This window comes from Virgibacillus pantothenticus (genome assembly GCF_018075365.1).
In the GTDB taxonomy this organism is placed as follows: domain Bacteria; phylum Bacillota; class Bacilli; order Bacillales; family Amphibacillaceae; genus Virgibacillus; species Virgibacillus pantothenticus.
On the sequence record NZ_CP073011.1, the window covers coordinates 2,093,813 to 2,110,290 of the forward strand.

Below are 16,478 nucleotides of genomic sequence, written 5' to 3' on the forward strand. Positions count from 1 at the left end.
AAGTTTAGAACGTGACATGCAGAATAAAGGAGCTGGCAAATAATGAGTTTAGAGTACCCCTCACAAGAAAACTTAAAAATATTACTAGATGAAATTGCAGATCATCTGTCTGTTGTAAACCGTACCATTATGGACGCAGAGGATTATGATCTGGATAAATATGATGAACTAAAATCGTTGTATGATATGATAAAGCGAAAGGGACATCTCAGTATGCTAGAAACGCAAGCATTCATTGAAGAATTAAGAAACATTCGTAAATAAGTATGAAAGCGAAGTTGTCTTGTTCAAGCAGCTGTCGGTACTACTAAAAGAATAACTTCACCGAGTATGGTCTAGATGCAGGTATATATGATGAAAGCAAGTTACCATAAATGATCTAGGAAAGAAAATAGCAAAAGGCTGTAAAAATGGTACAGCCTTTTGCTATTGTTTATATTTATCTAAAGCAGCTTTTGCCGCTCGCTGTTCTGCTTCCTTCTTTGTTCTGCCTATTCCGGAACCGTACACTTCCCCCTGAATAAAAGCTTTTGCTATAAATTCCTTATCATGAGACGGTCCTCGTTCCTCGACAATTTTATACTCCACTGAACGATGCTTTACTTGTTGAATTAATTCTTGTAATTGACTTTTATAATCCATCGCATGCGAAAAAGCACCATTTGTTATTTTCGGAAACACGTGTTCTTCCAAGAATTGTATCGTTGTATCAAATCCCTGATCTAAATAAAGCGCGCCTAAAAACGCTTCAAACACATCTGCCAGCAGAGCATCTCGGTCACGCCCTCCTGTCTGTTCTTCACCTTTACCCAGTAAAATATACGTCCCAAAGTGTAAGCCACGTGCGAAGCTGGCTAGCGAAGGTTCACAAACGATAGCCGCTCGTAATTTCGTCATTTCTCCTTCTGGCATTTGTTTATTTGTTCGAAATAAATATTGAGATACGCCTAACTCCAATACAGCATCTCCTAAAAATTCCAGCCTTTCATTATCCGAAATAACTTTATGACGATGCTCATTCACATAAGATGAATGAGTAAATGCTTGCATGATCAGCGAGGGATTACGAAAATGAAGACCTAATTGTTTTTCTATTTGGACAACATTCATGAATGGCACCTCAGTTTAATTGATCTAATATACAGAAAGCCTCGTTATGACGAGACTTTCATCCGCTATACTGTTAACCTTGTAAATTATTTATGTAGTTAACAGCATCACCTACTGTATTAATTTTTTCCGCTTCTTCATCAGCAATTTCCATGTCAAATTCGTCCTCAAGTTCCATAACAAGTTCGACAACATCTAATGAATCAGCTTCTAAGTCTTCTTTAAAAGAAGCTTCCATCGTTACTTTTGATTCGTCGACATCAAGACGGTCCACAATAATTGCTTTTACACGATCAAATACATCTGCCATATCCAGTCACCCCCTTTCAAGTAAAATATAGTACAAAACAGATGCTACATTACCATTCCGCCATCGATATGGATCGTTTGCCCAGTAATATAATCCGCATCCTCACTAGCTAGGAATCGAACGACTTTCGCTACATCCTCCGGTGCTCCTAGCCTTTGCAACGGGATCATTGTCAACATATCTTTATGCTGTTCTTCCGACAATGCATCCGTCATATCAGTAGAAATAAAACCTGGAGCTACTGCATTAACATGAATATTTCTGGAAGCCAATTCTTTTGCAGTTGTCTTTGTTAAACCAATGACACCTGCTTTTGCAGCTACATAGTTTGCTTGACCAGGGTTACCACTTACTCCGACAATCGAAGCAACGTTAATGATTTTTCCAGAGCGTTGTTTCATCATCTGTCTCGTAACTGCTTTTGTACAGATAAATACGCCTTTTAGGTTTGTATTAATCACTTCATCGAATTCTGCTTCCTTCATTCTCATAAGTAAATTATCCCGCGTTATTCCAGCATTATTCACAAGGATATCCAATGTGCCAAATTGTGAAACTACTTCCTTTGTCATTGCTTTGACATCTACTTCATCTGCTACATCCGCTTGGATTTTAACAGCTTGTCTGCCAAGCTGTTGAATTTCATTCACAACAGCCTCTGCTTTTGCTTCACTTCCCGCGTAATTGACCGCCACATTTGCACCTTGCTTCGCTAATTCGAGTGCGATGGCACGTCCTATACCTCTGGAAGCTCCTGTAACCAGTGCATTTTTTCCAGTTAACATTAGCCTTCCCCCTTAAACCAAGAAATAAATTCATTTAGCGAGTCAACATCTTGTACGGTAAAAGTTTTCATGTTTCGATCAATTTTTCTAACTAGTCCACTTAAAACTTTTCCGTTTCCTATTTCTACAAAAGCATCCACATCATGCTGCATCATGTTTCGAATTGATTCCTCAAAACGAACAGGAGAATAAAGCTGCTTTACTAGTAAATCCTTTATCTCATTATGCTCTCTTACTGGTTGAGCAGAAACATTAGCATAGACTGGAATCGCAGTATCGTTAATTGTTACTTGGTTTAAATACGCAGCAAAAGATTCATTGGCTGCTTGCATTAACCGGGAATGAAATGGTCCACTAACGTTTAAAGGTAAAACACGTTTCGCTCCATTCGCTTTCAATATTTCAGCAGCTTGCTCGACACCTTTTACAGAACCGGAAATAACGATTTGACCTGGGCAGTTCAAATTCGCCATGTCAACTACTTCTTCCTTCACTTCTGCTAATGAAGCTTGAACAGCTTGCTCATCTAAACCGAGAACAGCGGCCATCGTTCCTTGCCCTTTTGGAAAAGCTTCTTCCATTAATTTTCCACGAGTAGCTACCAATGGGAGTGCTTCATCAAACGCAATCGCCCCAGAAGCAACGAGAGCGCTATATTCTCCAAGACTATGACCAACCGTCATGATTGGCTGCACCTCGTGCTTTAAAAGTTGAGTGTGTATAGCTGTACTTATTAATAACAGTGCCGGTTGGGCATACTCGGTTGCAGTTAACTGTTCTTTAGGTCCATTAAATATAATTTGGCTTAAATTTGTCTGTAACAGTTCATCTGCTTCATGGAATAATTGTTTCACTTCAGGGTAGGTGTTATACATTTCCCTTCCCATGCCTACTTCTTGAGACCCTTGTCCTGGAAACATAAACGCTACTTTTTTCATTGTTCTTCCCCCTTCGCTATATGTATCGACTCGATGGTTGATTGGATTGTTTCTGTAATTTGGTTTTCTACCATATAGCGTGCTTGCTTAATTGCGTTGGTTATCGCTCGTTGATCTGAAGAACCATGTGCCTTAATAACTGGAGCTTGCAGGCCAAATAAACCCGCGCCGCCATATTCCGAATAATCTAATTTTGTTTTCAATGCTGTTAAATCTTTCTTTAACATACTAGCCGCTAGTTTACTTTTAGTGGAAGCGGTTAATGTCTGTTTTAACATGGAAAAAATGGAGCCAGCTGTTCCTTCAATGGTTTTGAGGGCAATATTTCCTGTAAAACCATCGGTAACAACAACATCAGCAACCCGATTTAACAAGTCCCTCGCTTCGACATTACCCACAAAATGAATCGGAGCTTCTTGCAGTAACTGAAAAGTCTTCTTCGTTAATTCAGATCCCTTTCCGTCCTCTGTTCCAACGTTTAATAAACCTACTTTGGGGCGTTCGATAGAGCGGACTCTACTTGCGTAAATGGAACCCATGATAGCATATTGAAGCAAGTGGTTCGGTCTTGCATCCACATTGGCACCAACATCCAAAAATAAAAACCCTTGTCCATCCAGCGTAGGCAGCGTCGGGCTCAAAGCAGGGCGTTCAATGCCTTTAATTCTCCCGATTACGAACAAGCCTGCACTCATCAAAGCTCCAGTATTTCCGGCAGAAATACAAGCATCTGCTTTTCCTTGCTTCACCTCATTCGCTGTTAAGACTAATGAAGATTGTTTTTTTCTTCTGACTGCCCGAACAGGCTCGTCCTCTGCTGTGATTATTTCCGTTGTATGTAAAATGCTAACTCGCTCATGATCGCTTGCATATTTTTTTATTTTTGATTCATCGCCGACTAACGTAATGTGTAGATCTTTCATTTCAGAGACAGCTTTCATGGCACCGAGCACTACCGACTCCGGTGCATGATCGCCCCCCATGGCATCAATAGCTATTCTCATTTAGTCTGCTCCTTTGTGCTGATTCGATTGATACATATGGAAATCACCTGTAAATACTAATTCATTTTCTACAAAACTGTTCACATGAACAAGCGTCAATCCCTTTTCTTTCCCTTTTACTACAGCTTTTGCTATGACACGTTCGCCTTCTTTTACTTGTCTTGTGAATTTCAGTTCTGATTTAGCTGTTAAAGCCAATTCATCATTTAATACCGCAACAGCCAATGAGTTCGCCTGGGCAAACAAATGATGCCCTCGAGCGATTTTATTACGAGAAAACACATGCTCCTGACGAATATCTAGTATCGAAATAGCCCGTTCGTCTAATTCCAAATCAATCACTTCGCCGATCACTTCTTCAAGTGGCAATGCTTTAACCATTTCATTCCACTGCTCCGTCGCTACGGACTTAATACGTTGACGCAACTCAGGAATGGACAATTCCATCCGGTCGAGACGAATTGTTTGAATACTTACATCAAACTGCTTGGCTAACTCTTCATCTGTTATAAACGGCGTTTGCTCAATAGTTTCTTTTAATAAGCGCTGACGTTCAGCCTTTGGTCGTTTCATGACTGCACCATCCATATAGAATTATACATTACTCTTTTAGAAGTTGTTCAAAAAAGCTTGGTACCATTACGTAAAATTGCTTCATTTGCTAGTTTTAGTACTAGATGGACGTAAAGAATGCTTACTCTTGCATGATGCAGTTCAGAGAAGATGTCTTTATAGCAGAGCTTCTCATACACTGCCCTCCATCTAACCAATAGGACAAATACTCCTGTTAAAGTCCGTTACTACAGCCTTCCGTATCAGCAAAGCATACGACAGCAGCATACTTTACAGGATAAAGAAACATTGGCAGCAGTATGCAGCGTTTTTCAAGAATTGATGCTCTAACGCAATATTCTTTTTTGAACATAAATTTCACATGATGTAATTATGACTTGCTCCTAATAGTAATATATAATACCACACCTGTTTATGCAAACATTTATTAATCCAATTTTTCATCGGTTTGGAAATTATTTTCTACATATTGGAGAAGTGCCTGATATTCTTTGGTTTCCAATAAATCATTATCAATAATTTCCTGCGCATCTTTCCTGGCTGTTTCTAAAGCACGATAATCATGAACCATGTCAGCTACTTTAAATTCTGGCAGTCCACTTTGTTTTTTACCAAAAAAATCGCCTGGTCCACGCAATTGCAGATCCTGTTCCGATAAAGCAAAGCCATCCGTCGTTTCTGCCATAATGCGCATGCGCTCTTTCCCAGTCTCGCCTTTGGGATCGGCAATTAAAATACAATAGCTCTGTTTCTCCCCCCTGCCTACTCTGCCACGTAATTGATGCAACTGAGATAAGCCAAATCGCTCCGCATCATAAATCATCATAATGGTTGCGTTAGGAACGTTTACGCCCACTTCCACAACTGTGGTCGAAACAAGCAAGTGAATCTCATTATTTGCGAATTGTTTCATAACGGTATCCTTTTCTTCAGCCGATAGCCTTCCATGCATTAAGCCGATATGAATGGACGCTGGAAAATATGCCCGTAGATCATGGTATACATCTACTGCGTTTTGAATATCCAATTTGTCTGATTCTTCTATCAGCGGGCAAATGACATACGCTTGCTCACCAGAAACAATATGCTTACCGACAAACTGCAATACACGATCCAGCATCGATTCTTTAACCCAATACGTTTCGATTTCTTTTCTACCTACTGGCATCTGATCAATAACAGAGACATCCATATCTCCAAATGCAGTAATTGCCAAAGTTCGAGGAATTGGCGTAGCTGTCATAAACAAAACGTCTGGATACAAACCTTTTTCTCTTAAAACCCGTCTTTGCTCTACCCCAAATCGGTGTTGCTCATCCACAATAACAAATCCCAGATCGGCAAATTGCACATCGTCTTGAATCAATGCATGTGTCCCGACAACAATATCAAGTTGATGAGTAGAAATTTGTTCCAGTCGTTCTCTCCGCTTTTTCCCTTTAACAGAACCAGTAAGTAAGGTGATGGAAGCTCTATCTCCAAACAGTTCAGTTAGCGATTGGTAATGTTGTTCTGCCAATATTTCGGTTGGAACCATTAAAGCACTTTGCTTTCCAGCTGTAACAGAAGCATACAAACAAATTGCTGCTACAGCTGTTTTACCGGAACCAACATCACCTTGTAATAAACGGTTCATCCGATAAGGAGATGCCATATCCGCTAAAATCTGATGAAGTGCAGATTGCTGTGCATCTGTTAACGTAAATGGGAAACTATCCATAAATGCCTTCACACGTAGCTGATCGTATTGCTGGACATTACCAGTGGTTGCTTCACGTTTCCATTTTCGTAACAATTGCATCTTTAATTGAAATACTAAGAACTCTTCATAAATAAACCGTCTCCGCGCATGCTTCAATGCAATCCGGCTTTTGGGCATATGCATAGTCTGATAGGCTTCTTTACGACTTGGTAATTTGTATGCTGTTAAAAAAGGCGCTGGCAGTATTTCATCAATAGCGGCTGCATAGCTAGCCAATGCCTGTTGGATGGCCTTCTTTAATTTTGTTGGTGACAGCTCCCCTTTAGCGGGATAAACGGGCTGCATTTCATCTTGCTGGGAAGCAGGGCCTTTTTTATAAGTACTCACAGTGATTTGCAGTCGGTGTGCATCCCATTTCCCCACTAGAGTCACAGTATCTCCACTATGAATATGTTTTTTAGCAAACGCTCTGTTAAAAATAACTGCTTTTACAGCAACTTGTTCTACCTCTAGCGTGAATGTTAAACGCGATTTTTGCTTTCCATAAAAAGTAAGAGAAGGATCATGAATTACCCTTCCCTCAATCGTAACCTTATCGTCGTGTATGAGCTCACTCAGAGGTTTTATTTCGAACACATCATATCGATACGGAAAATAATTCAGTAGCTCTTCTACTGTATGAATTCCGATCTGAGCAAAATCCTCGCCCATTTTTTCCCCGACACCTTTCACGTGAGTAACAGGATCGGATAACATGTAACATCACTCTTTCTTAGCTTGATAATCCTAGCAATTTATCTTTTAACCATCGGCCGGTTGGTGTATCCGCCAAACCGCCCTCTCCTGTTTCTCGCAAACTGGAAGGCATTTGTTTACCAATTCGATACATCGCACCGATCACTTCGTCGCACGGGATTCTACTAGTTACACCGGCGAGTGCCATATCCGCAGAAACGATAGCTAACGAAGCACCTCCAGCATTTCGCTTTACACAAGGAACTTCCACAAGACCAGCAACGGGATCACATACGAGCCCGAGCATATTTTTTAGTGTCATTGCAAATGCTTCAGCTGATTGCTGTGGTGTTCCGCCAGCCATTTCTACGATAGCAGCAGAGGCCATGGCTCCTGCTGACCCCACTTCAGCTTGGCATCCACCAGCAGCCCCTGAGATAAACGCATTATTCGCTACGACAAACCCAAATGCTCCTGCTGTAAATAAATATCGAATCATTTGTTCACGGGTTGGCTTGAGCTGATTTTTAACAGCAAATAGTGTACCAGGTACACAACCTGCACTCCCAGCAGTTGGTGTAGCGCAAATCGTGCCCATCGCCGCATTAACTTCATTTGTCCCCATCGCTTTACTGACAGCATCTAATAGCAAATGTCCTGAAAGCGGGGTTTTCTCCTGCATATAGTTTTGAATAAGGACTGCATCTCCTCCGGTTAAACTGGTAACGGATTCGACACCTTTCAAAGCATCTTCAATGGCTTTTTCCATCACCTGTAAGTTTTGCTCCATTTCCTCAAACAGCTGTTGACGCGTTTTTTCTTTTACTTCCATTTCCTGGCGGATCATCACTTCTGAAATGGATATTTTTTGTTGTTCAGCAGATTCCACTAATTCCTGGACAGTCCGAAACACAAATGGTCACCCCCCTTTTTCTTCTATGTTTAGCTGACGATCTTAGCAATCTGTATAATATGATCTGCTTTGTTCAACTCTCGTAATATATCATCTTCCACGTTTTGGTCGACTTCTATTACCATGAGTGCTTCTTTTCCTACATCTTTTCGATTCACTTCCATATGACCAATATTGATTTCGTGCTTCGCCAATACAGACGTCACCGAGGCAATCGCGCCAAACCGGTCATTGTGCATTATTAATATTGCAGGATGGTTCCCGGACAAACGCAGTTCAAAGCCATTTAGTTCAGTTATTTCCACTTTCCCGCCACCAATGGATATGCCGACCAATTCTAATGATTCTTCATCGTTTCCTATCATTAGCCGTGCCGTGTTTGGATGACTGACAGCTGCACTATCTTCAATGAATTCAATTTGCATGTTGCGATCTGCAGCTATTTTCAAAGCGTCTTTCATCCGTTCATCATCTGTATCAAATCCGAGCAAACCGCCTATTAATGCAAAATCCGTCCCATGTCCTTTATATGTCTTAGCAAACGATTCATAGAGATGAATTTTCGCCCAAGTCGGCACTTCACCAAATAAACTGTGTGCTGCTTTGCCAATTCTTGCTGCCCCAGCTGTATGTGAACTTGATGGACCAATCATTACTGGACCAATAATGTCAAAAACGGAATTATATTTCAATGTAGCACCCCACCTTTATTTTTAATTACGTAACTCTTACCTTCTCTTGATTGATTATAACAAAAAAATGATAGTGAATCATTAAGAGAGATAATCTAATAGGTTGATTCATTTCCATCCCCTGGTCTCATGTTTTCCATAAAGTGCAAAAAAATGAGTGCATTGCGCAAAAACTACTGTTTTAGTTAGTGAGTTAAAACAAATGAAGCAATCGTTACTGCTAATTTCCCTGATGAAAGCGCAGCAGTTAGGGAAAATGAAGAGGATCATGTGGAGCTGTGATCTTTAAGAAGAAGACCGCATTTCCCTAGGAGCCAAGATTTTGTTTTTTTGCGAAATTAAATGAAGACTGTGTAGTCAATTAATGCGTTGACATAATTAAATCCAAAGTCTTAAAAAGTACATCGAAGCTTACTGAAAGAATAATACGATTGTCCTGTTAATAAATTTGTGAAAGCGGAAGATTTATTGACTTTATCGTGTATCACCGATATAATTACATCTTGTGGATTATATTTGATATAATCGGGCGGGAGAGGGACAGGAAATACAATGAGGAGTTTGTATGCCTGATAAGAAAAACAACTTGAAACGTGCCAGCAGTTCCTCACTACGTAATGAATGGATCGCAGGTATAATTGGTTACCTCACAACAATGTATATTGTTGTTGTTAATGGTTCCATTCTTAGTGAAGCTGGGATCACTTTAGAAAGTGGTATGATAGCTACCATTCTTGCTAGCTTTATCGGCACATTGCTAATGGGAATATTCGGTAAGCTCCCATTAATCGTCATACCAGGAATGGGTATTAATGCATTATTTGCATACTCCATTATCGAAGGAACTGGGCTCACCTTTCAGGAAGGTCTAGCTGTTGTTTTGATTGCGGCGATTATTTTCTTAATCACTGCTTTTACGAAGTTAGGTGTTTTATTAAAAAAAGCAATCCCTGATTCGTTGAAGCATGCTATTACAGTCGGATTGGGCTTGTTTCTGATCTTAATTGGTTTAGAAAAAAGTGGACTTGTTAGCAAAGGAAGCAATACGATTATTGCAATTGGCGACTTTACTTCACCGACGGTTATTGTTAGTCTGATTACACTATTTTTAGCAATATTCCTGTTTGTGAAAAATATCCCAGCTAACTTTTTAATCACCATGGTGTTAGGAACAATTATTGCTGCCATTGGCGGAATTATTCAACCAGGAAATCAATCATTGCACGTAGAGTGGAGCGAGATACTCTTTTTCCCTGCTTTTAATGCAATGGGTGAAATTACTTTCTGGTTAGCTGTATTTCCGTTAGCGATGATTCTAATCTTCGAAAATATGGGATTATTGCACGGGCAGCTTTCTATGCTTAATCGTGAAAACCAATACCAAAGAGCATATCAAGTCACGGCTTTTTCAACATTAACCTGTGCATTCCTTGGTACATCTCCAACTGTATCTGCTGCTGAAAATGCTGCGGTTATTGCTTCTAAAGGAAGAACAGGGAAAACAGCAGTGATCGCTAGCTTTCTTTTCTTAGCAACCATTGTACTCATTCCTTGGATTACAATGATACCTAATACAGCGATTAGTCCGATTTTAATCATTGTTGGCTTTTTAATGGTACAAAATGTGAAGCAACTGCCACTGGATCATTTATCTGAGTCACTGCCAGCTTTTCTAATCGTTGTTATGATTCCATTCACCTATAGCATAGCAGATGGAATGGCTTTTGGTTTTATTGCATATCCGATTGTTAAAATGGCAATTGGCGAAAAGAACGAGCTGTCACCAGCACTGCTAGTAATTTCAAGTTTATTCTTGCTTGATTTTGTTATAAAAATGATGGGAATTTAAATGGCGTATTCTTTAGTTTTAAAGATAGTACACCATTTTTATCAAACTCGTTAAGACACTTTTATCATGAATAAATCGTATGAAATCAAAGTTGGTTATCTTGATTTCATACGATTTTTATTTTTTTTAGATTTTTTGGCTAGCAGTAGTTAATTTTCATCTTCTGTCTTAGGATCTTCCTACGTGTGCAAAAATGAAACTTCTCCAAGCTCCATAACCAAACAAACCTTGGCTTCATACATACAGATTAGACAAAGTTGGCTTGGATAGGCTAACTTTTATTAACATACAAAACTTAATCGGTCTTTCTATTCGACAGAAAAAATATAAGCATAAATCGGTTGATTCCCGTTATGAACTTCCACTTCTATATCTTCATACGTTTCTTCAATATACGCTACAAGTTCTTGCATTTCTTCGTCCGTGACATCTTCGCCTTGTAAAATAGTTAAGATCTCGTCATCTTCCGTTATCATTTTTTCCAATAACTTTTTAACTGTGACCGTTTTATCTGCGTCTGTAGTTACAATTTTCCCGTCTTCAATCCCCATAAAATGATCCTTTTCAATGGAAATACCATCAATTTGAGTATCTCGAACAGCATATGTAATCTGACCAGTCTTTACTTGCTTTCTAGCCTCATCCATAGCCTTTTGGTTTGTGTCAAGATCATTATCTGGATGGAAAGACAGCATAGCGCTAATGCCTTGTGGTATCGTTTTCGTTGGTACGACACGAACATCTTCTTCTGCTAGCTCAGCGGCTTGATCAGCTGCCATAAAAATGTTTTTGTTATTTGGCAATAAGAGCACCTTTTTAGCATTAGCTTGTTTAATGGCATCCGTAATATCCTGAGTACTCGGGTTCATTGTTTGCCCGCCTTCTATAACTACAGAGGCACCTAAGCTTTCCAACAGCTGTTTCAAACCTTTCCCCATCGCCACAGTTACAATGGCGTATTCTGCTTTTTCTTTTGGTTTATGCCGTTTGTCTTTCTTCCCAACTATCGCTGTATGCTGCTCACGCATATTTTCTATTTTCATATTAATCAAGCTACCATAGCGCTGCCCTAGCGTAAGGCAATCTCCTGGATATTCTGAATGGATATGAACCTTTACAAGTTCGTCGTCACTAACTACTAATAAAGAATCACCGTGATGGCTTAATTCCTGTCGAAATGCTTCCTCATCAAAGGGATGTTCCGCTAACTTATCTTCTTCAAATTTCACCATGAATTCTGTGCAATACCCAAATTCAATATCCGCAGTATCCATAAAATCTTGTGTAATTTTATGGTGTTCCGCATTAATCATTTCATCCATATTAATGTCTGAAGTATCTTCAGGAAGTTCTTCTCCTTTTAAAGCAGCCAAAAAACCTTCATAAATCGTAACTAAGCCTTGTCCACCAGAATCCACTACGCCTACTTCTTTAAGTACTGGGAGTAAATCTGGGGTGCGCTTTAAAGACGCTTTTGCTTCTGTTACAATTTTTTCCATTAATGTAATAATATCTGTTTCTTCTTCAGCAATAGCAACTGCCTTATTTCCGGAATCCTTCGCAACTGTTAAAATCGTTCCTTCAACTGGCTTCATCACTGCATTATACGCCGTTGTTACGGCACTTTCAAACGCTTTTGCCAAGCCTTTCGCTGTAACCGCTTCTTTTTTTCCTAATCCTTTAGCAAACCCGCGAAAAATCTGTGACAAAATGACTCCTGAATTTCCTCTTGCTCCCATCAAAAGACCTTTGGAGAATGCTTGCGCAACCTCAGATATGTGGTTGCTATGAATATTTTTAACTTCATTTGCCCCTGAAGTAATGGTCAGGTTCATATTTGTTCCTGTATCACCGTCAGGTACAGGAAAAACATTTAAAGCATCAATTTTTTTGGCATTATTGGACAAATGATGAGCACCAGACAAAATCATTTGTGCCAGCTTCTTGCCATCGATTTGTTGTAAACTCACTTTTTCATTTCCTCCTCTAATAAACAAGAACTCAGAAGCGTCTGTTGAAAAACAGACGCTCGGACAGATCATATATAGTCATAAGCTTCATAATTATGTTTTATTCTTGAGTCACACGAACACCCTGAATGAAAATATTGACAGAGTCTATGTCCAACCCTAGTGATTGGCTAAGCGTATATTTAACTTTAGATTGAACATTATGAGCAATCTCTGATATTTTTGTTCCATAGCTTACAATAATGTACATGTCGATATGCAGATGATGCTGTTCTTGACGAACGATCACACCTTTTGAGAAATTTTCTTTACGTAAAATTTCTGCAATACCGTCTCTTATTTGACTTTTTGAAGCCATCCCAACAATACCGTAGCATTCTACTGCAGCACCTCCGGCAATCGTTGCAATTACTTCATTTGTTATTGTTACCTGGCCATCGTTTGTATGCAGTTCAATGGACATTTGAATCCTCCTTTTAGTACCTGCTCACATTCTAAAATCATTCTACTACATGCAGCTATATTTTAAAAGTCAAAGATGAATACAATTAAAAATTACCACTTCTAACAATGTACGATTTGTGCTCATCTGTCAAGCGTTTTTTCTTTATACTTGATTCATCTTCTATCTTTTTCGATTCCATTTTTCAAAATATGCATTTTCATTTTATGGATTTCTAGTATACTTTTAAGCGGAGGAAATAGCAGGTTTATTTGTCTACCATGTGTAATGATAGCATAATGCATAACATATAGAATTTCTACACATTTTTTTGCTACATCCGCCCTTATCCTGATAGGAGAGTAGGTAAGCATGAAAGAGTGAAGACTAGGGTAGTATCGTCACTTGGTAAGAGGAAACTGAAATGTGACCCGGCATGCATAAACACCACATTCTTATCAAGTGAATCTTCCATCAGTGAGGGTTTTCATTCATCACCCACTGATTTGTTAGTACCGTAATGGTATGACCTAACCTAAAAATCGCTTACGAATCGGCATTTAGGTGCTATTATCATCCACTTAGACTTGTTACAGTACAGATCTTCTAGTGGGAGACTTACAGCACCTTATATGCGAGGATAAAAATATGTGTAAAATATTCCTCGGGGCGGATATTAGGACTAATTTCTAGCCAAAAAAGAGATGGCACTCTATCATAAAATGTATGCTTAACGGGCAAATACATTTTGAAAGAGGTCTTCTCATGGAATTAATTTTAACAAGATTATCTGAATTAGAAAAAAAGCAAGTGATTTAATTGATATGGAAGAACGTGCTCACTGTTTATGTATGAAGTATTTATAACCCAAATAATGGGGGAAGTGTTCACACAGATCAACAAGGTTATCAAAGAAAAGCAACAAGAACAATGCTGGACAGTACAGAGAGAAGACCAAAAAAACGGTTCCTTTTACGTTTGGATCGGTTGCTTTCAACATACCTTGATGCATGTTTTCTGTCAGGTTCTTGGTTTGTAGAACGTGGATAGAAAAAAGCAGACCAGCAAGCGATAGCGCGGTAGTTGTTAGATTTCCACCCCCGTTAAGTGGAAGTTTAGCGAGTGTTATAGTTGATATTGTCAATCTAGCGGAAGAAAAACACGGAGACTCCTATGGGAAGCGCAGTGGGAAGACCCCGCAAGAAAAAAGCGAACTGCTTTTTTTCGAGGAGGCTGAGCGCAAGCCCAAGGAAAGCGTAGTGTTTTTCCGCAGCGGGCACCAGCTACATTTCTCTTATGCCTTTATAAAACAATTGTTGTACTAAAAGCCAGTAAAAGTGTACATAAATAGAGTGCTGGAAATATTGGAGTTATAACTATGTCGAGAAAAACTTGATACATACGAGATAAAAACAACAATTGCAAATGGATAAAAGTTATGGTAAATTATATAAGTATGAGATTAAGATATAAAGGAAATGAAAGAAGTAGGAGGAATAGCATGGCCAGAAAATGTGTTATTACTGGACGCCAGACTCGCACTGGAAACCACCGCTCTCACGCTTTAAATTCAAACAAGCGTAAATGGAAAGCTAATGTACAAAAAGTACGCATTATGGTAGATGGTAAGCCTAAAAGAGTTTATGTTTCTGCACGCGCCCTAAAATCAGGGAAAGTGGAGCGCGTATAATATACAGCTTCGCACATTAGTTATAAATAAGCACCTTTATAATAAGGGTGCTTATTTATATGGAAAGAGAAATAGATTTAAAAGTATTCAGGGATAGATGTACCTGTCTCCGCGCTTTTAAAAGCTGGAGCAAGAACAAAGGCGCAAGCACGTGGCTATTCGGTTATTTCGTTATCCACAAGCACCTGATTTTATCGTTTCCTAATTCAATAAAAAACAAGCCATGATCAGTTCATGGCCGCTTTTTAAAATGATTCATGAAAATAAATGCTGCTTGGCTTTTAGTATAAGCTTCCTTTTCCTAATAAAGCTGGATTCCATTACTTTTAGCAGGTTATTTCTCTTTCTTGAATGTACCAATAATTATCTTTACAAATCCGCCTATAAACTTTGGGAGCTTAATCGTATAAAATTTCATGAGTTCGCCCTCCTCTTTTGCAAACAAAACTAACTAGAAATCTAATCACGACTCTTTACTAATAATAATATGCCGTCTTTGTACGAAAAAGTACCACTATTTCTATTAAGCTTGTTTGAAATACATAATGTAGAACCCCATGAAATAGTTGCGTTTGTTAACGGATAATAAAAATCAGTCAATGTAATCCCTAACACCTGTTTGGAAAAAGGCACAAACGATATGGTTGGGTAATTGGCGTCAAATTCAACCGTATACTCTCCAGGAAAAGTTAATTCCAAATAATTCGATTGATCAATAATAATCCCCCGAATCCCTTTCGATAAAATCGTGTAAAGCAACTGTACATTTACGAGCTCGTGATCCATGCGCCCACCCGTTACACCAAATAAATAGATGGTCGTCGGATGGAGCTCGTAAGCTTTATTTAAAGCAAGTTCTAAGTCGGTCTCATCTTTTTCAGAAGGGTACACTTGAACATTTGTTGCTATATCACGAATAACAGTTTTCTCAGCTTCCGTCGTCGAATCAAAATCACCAACTGCATATTCGATCGGCAAATCATGCTTTGCTAAGACGCATGCACCACGGTCCGCTCCAATCCAATAATCGACAACTTCACGATAAACGGTCAAGTCGGGGTGGTTTTCCGGTGCATTTCCAATAATGGCTACTGTTGTCACCTATTTTGACTCCTTTACAGCATGTAAGATGTCTTTCATTGCCTGCTTCCGATCTTCTTTCGCAAAGACAGCGCTCCCTGCTACGAGAACATCCGCACCAGCATCTGTGCATAATTTGGCAGTTTTGGAGTTAATCCCTCCATCGACTTCGATTTCAAATGAAAAACCGAAGTCCTGACGCCATTTATTTACTAATTTTATTTTTCCTAAGGTGCTTTCAATAAACGATTGACCACCAAATCCTGGATTAACCGTCATGATTAAAATCATATCGATATCCGGTAAAATAGGGAGTAACGTTTCGGCAGGGGTGGCAGGGTTAATGACTACTCCTGCTTTCATTCCATGTTCTTTAATCGACTGTATCGTACGGTGTAGGTGAGGACAAACTTCCTGATGAACCGTGATAATATCTGCTCCTGCCTGAGCAAACGATGCTATATAGTGATCCGGATTCTCGATCATAAGATGTACATCCAATGGAAGCTTTGTCACAGGTCGAATCGCTTCAACGATAGGTGGTCCTAAAGTGATATTTGGCACAAAATGCCCATCCATTACATCAACGTGAATATAGTCTGCCCCATAACGATCAACTTCCTGAATTTCTTCTCCTAAACGAGAAAAATCTGCTGCTAAAATTGATGGCGCTAATTTTGTCATA

Annotated in this window: 17 protein-coding genes; 3 read left to right on the top strand and 14 right to left on the bottom strand. The window is 39.3% G+C overall.

The annotated features are described in order from the left end of the window. The first annotated feature begins 42 nt into the window (after positions 1-42). Positions 43-264 carry a DUF1128 domain-containing protein gene (locus KBP50_RS09930; protein WP_050352709.1) on the top strand — a complete coding sequence of 74 codons (222 nt, stop codon included), beginning with the start codon at positions 43-45 and terminating at the stop codon, positions 262-264. 162 nt (positions 265-426) lie between these two features. On the opposite strand, the gene rnc is transcribed toward KBP50_RS09930, so the two are convergent. The 9 genes from rnc to sdaAB all read right to left on the bottom strand — a co-directional run bounded on the left by rnc (position 427) and on the right by sdaAB (position 8,762). Then, the gene (rnc, locus tag KBP50_RS09935; RefSeq protein ID WP_050352708.1) at positions 427-1,110 is read right to left on the bottom strand and encodes a ribonuclease III; all 684 of its coding nucleotides are present in this window, start codon (positions 1,108-1,110) and stop codon (positions 427-429) included. A gap of 73 nt (positions 1,111-1,183) precedes the next feature. After that, positions 1,184-1,420 (bottom strand): acyl carrier protein, encoded by a 237-nt coding sequence (gene acpP, locus KBP50_RS09940; RefSeq protein ID WP_050352707.1) that lies wholly within the window; start codon positions 1,418-1,420, stop codon positions 1,184-1,186. Positions 1,421-1,464: 44 nt separating this feature from the next. Further along, positions 1,465-2,205, bottom strand: a complete 741-nt coding sequence (gene fabG, locus KBP50_RS09945; protein ID WP_050352706.1) for a 3-oxoacyl-[acyl-carrier-protein] reductase — start codon at positions 2,203-2,205, stop codon at positions 1,465-1,467. Then, positions 2,205-3,143: an ACP S-malonyltransferase gene (gene fabD, locus KBP50_RS09950; RefSeq protein ID WP_050352705.1), complete on the bottom strand. Its 939-nt coding sequence runs from the start codon at positions 3,141-3,143 to the stop codon at positions 2,205-2,207. The genes fabG and fabD overlap by 1 nt, the downstream gene beginning before the upstream one ends. Further along, a complete protein-coding gene (gene plsX, locus KBP50_RS09955; protein WP_050352704.1) occupies positions 3,140-4,147 on the bottom strand; it encodes a phosphate acyltransferase PlsX in 1,008 nt (335 codons plus the stop codon). The genes fabD and plsX overlap by 4 nt, the downstream gene beginning before the upstream one ends. Next, positions 4,148-4,720: a transcription factor FapR gene (gene fapR / locus KBP50_RS09960; RefSeq protein ID WP_050352703.1), complete on the bottom strand. Its 573-nt coding sequence runs from the start codon at positions 4,718-4,720 to the stop codon at positions 4,148-4,150. A gap of 427 nt (positions 4,721-5,147) precedes the next feature. Then, the gene (recG, locus tag KBP50_RS09965; protein WP_050352702.1) at positions 5,148-7,178 is read right to left on the bottom strand and encodes an ATP-dependent DNA helicase RecG; all 2,031 of its coding nucleotides are present in this window, start codon (positions 7,176-7,178) and stop codon (positions 5,148-5,150) included. A 16-nt stretch (positions 7,179-7,194) separates the two neighbouring features. After that, positions 7,195-8,070 (bottom strand): L-serine ammonia-lyase, iron-sulfur-dependent, subunit alpha, encoded by an 876-nt coding sequence (gene sdaAA, locus KBP50_RS09970; protein ID WP_050352701.1) that lies wholly within the window; start codon positions 8,068-8,070, stop codon positions 7,195-7,197. A 29-nt stretch (positions 8,071-8,099) separates the two neighbouring features. Further along, entirely contained in the window at positions 8,100-8,762 is a 663-nt protein-coding gene (gene sdaAB, locus KBP50_RS09975) for an L-serine ammonia-lyase, iron-sulfur-dependent subunit beta (protein ID WP_050352700.1), read from the bottom strand. Between the two features lie 565 nt (positions 8,763-9,327). Here sdaAB and KBP50_RS09980 point away from each other — a divergent pair. Beyond that, positions 9,328-10,611, top strand: a complete 1,284-nt coding sequence (locus KBP50_RS09980; protein WP_050352699.1) for an NCS2 family permease — start codon at positions 9,328-9,330, stop codon at positions 10,609-10,611. Positions 10,612-10,919: 308 nt separating this feature from the next. Here KBP50_RS09980 and KBP50_RS09985 read toward each other — a convergent pair whose 3' ends face one another. Both KBP50_RS09985 and KBP50_RS09990 read right to left on the bottom strand, forming a co-directional pair. Beyond that, positions 10,920-12,542, bottom strand: a complete 1,623-nt coding sequence (locus tag KBP50_RS09985) for a DAK2 domain-containing protein (RefSeq protein ID WP_249664617.1) — start codon at positions 12,540-12,542, stop codon at positions 10,920-10,922. 139 nt (positions 12,543-12,681) lie between these two features. Next, positions 12,682-13,044, bottom strand: coding sequence for an Asp23/Gls24 family envelope stress response protein (locus tag KBP50_RS09990; RefSeq protein ID WP_050352697.1), 363 nt, complete (start codon positions 13,042-13,044; stop codon positions 12,682-12,684). 1,480 nt (positions 13,045-14,524) lie between these two features. On the opposite strand from KBP50_RS09990, the gene rpmB reads away from it, so the two are divergent. Continuing rightward, entirely contained in the window at positions 14,525-14,713 is a 189-nt protein-coding gene (gene rpmB, locus KBP50_RS09995) for a 50S ribosomal protein L28 (protein WP_050352695.1), read from the top strand. 334 nt (positions 14,714-15,047) lie between these two features. On the opposite strand, the gene spoVM is transcribed toward rpmB, so the two are convergent. From spoVM to rpe, 3 genes are read right to left on the bottom strand one after another with little or no spacing between them, the layout of a single operon-like run. Then, a complete protein-coding gene (gene spoVM / locus KBP50_RS10000) occupies positions 15,048-15,131 on the bottom strand; it encodes a stage V sporulation protein SpoVM (protein WP_050352694.1) in 84 nt (27 codons plus the stop codon). 41 nt (positions 15,132-15,172) lie between these two features. Continuing rightward, complete coding sequence (locus KBP50_RS10005) at positions 15,173-15,814, bottom strand: thiamine diphosphokinase (RefSeq protein WP_050352693.1); 642 nt, start codon at positions 15,812-15,814, stop codon at positions 15,173-15,175. After that, entirely contained in the window at positions 15,815-16,477 is a 663-nt protein-coding gene (rpe, locus tag KBP50_RS10010) for a ribulose-phosphate 3-epimerase (protein ID WP_050352692.1), read from the bottom strand. It abuts the gene before it with no gap. Between the last annotated feature and the right edge of the window lies 1 nt (position 16,478).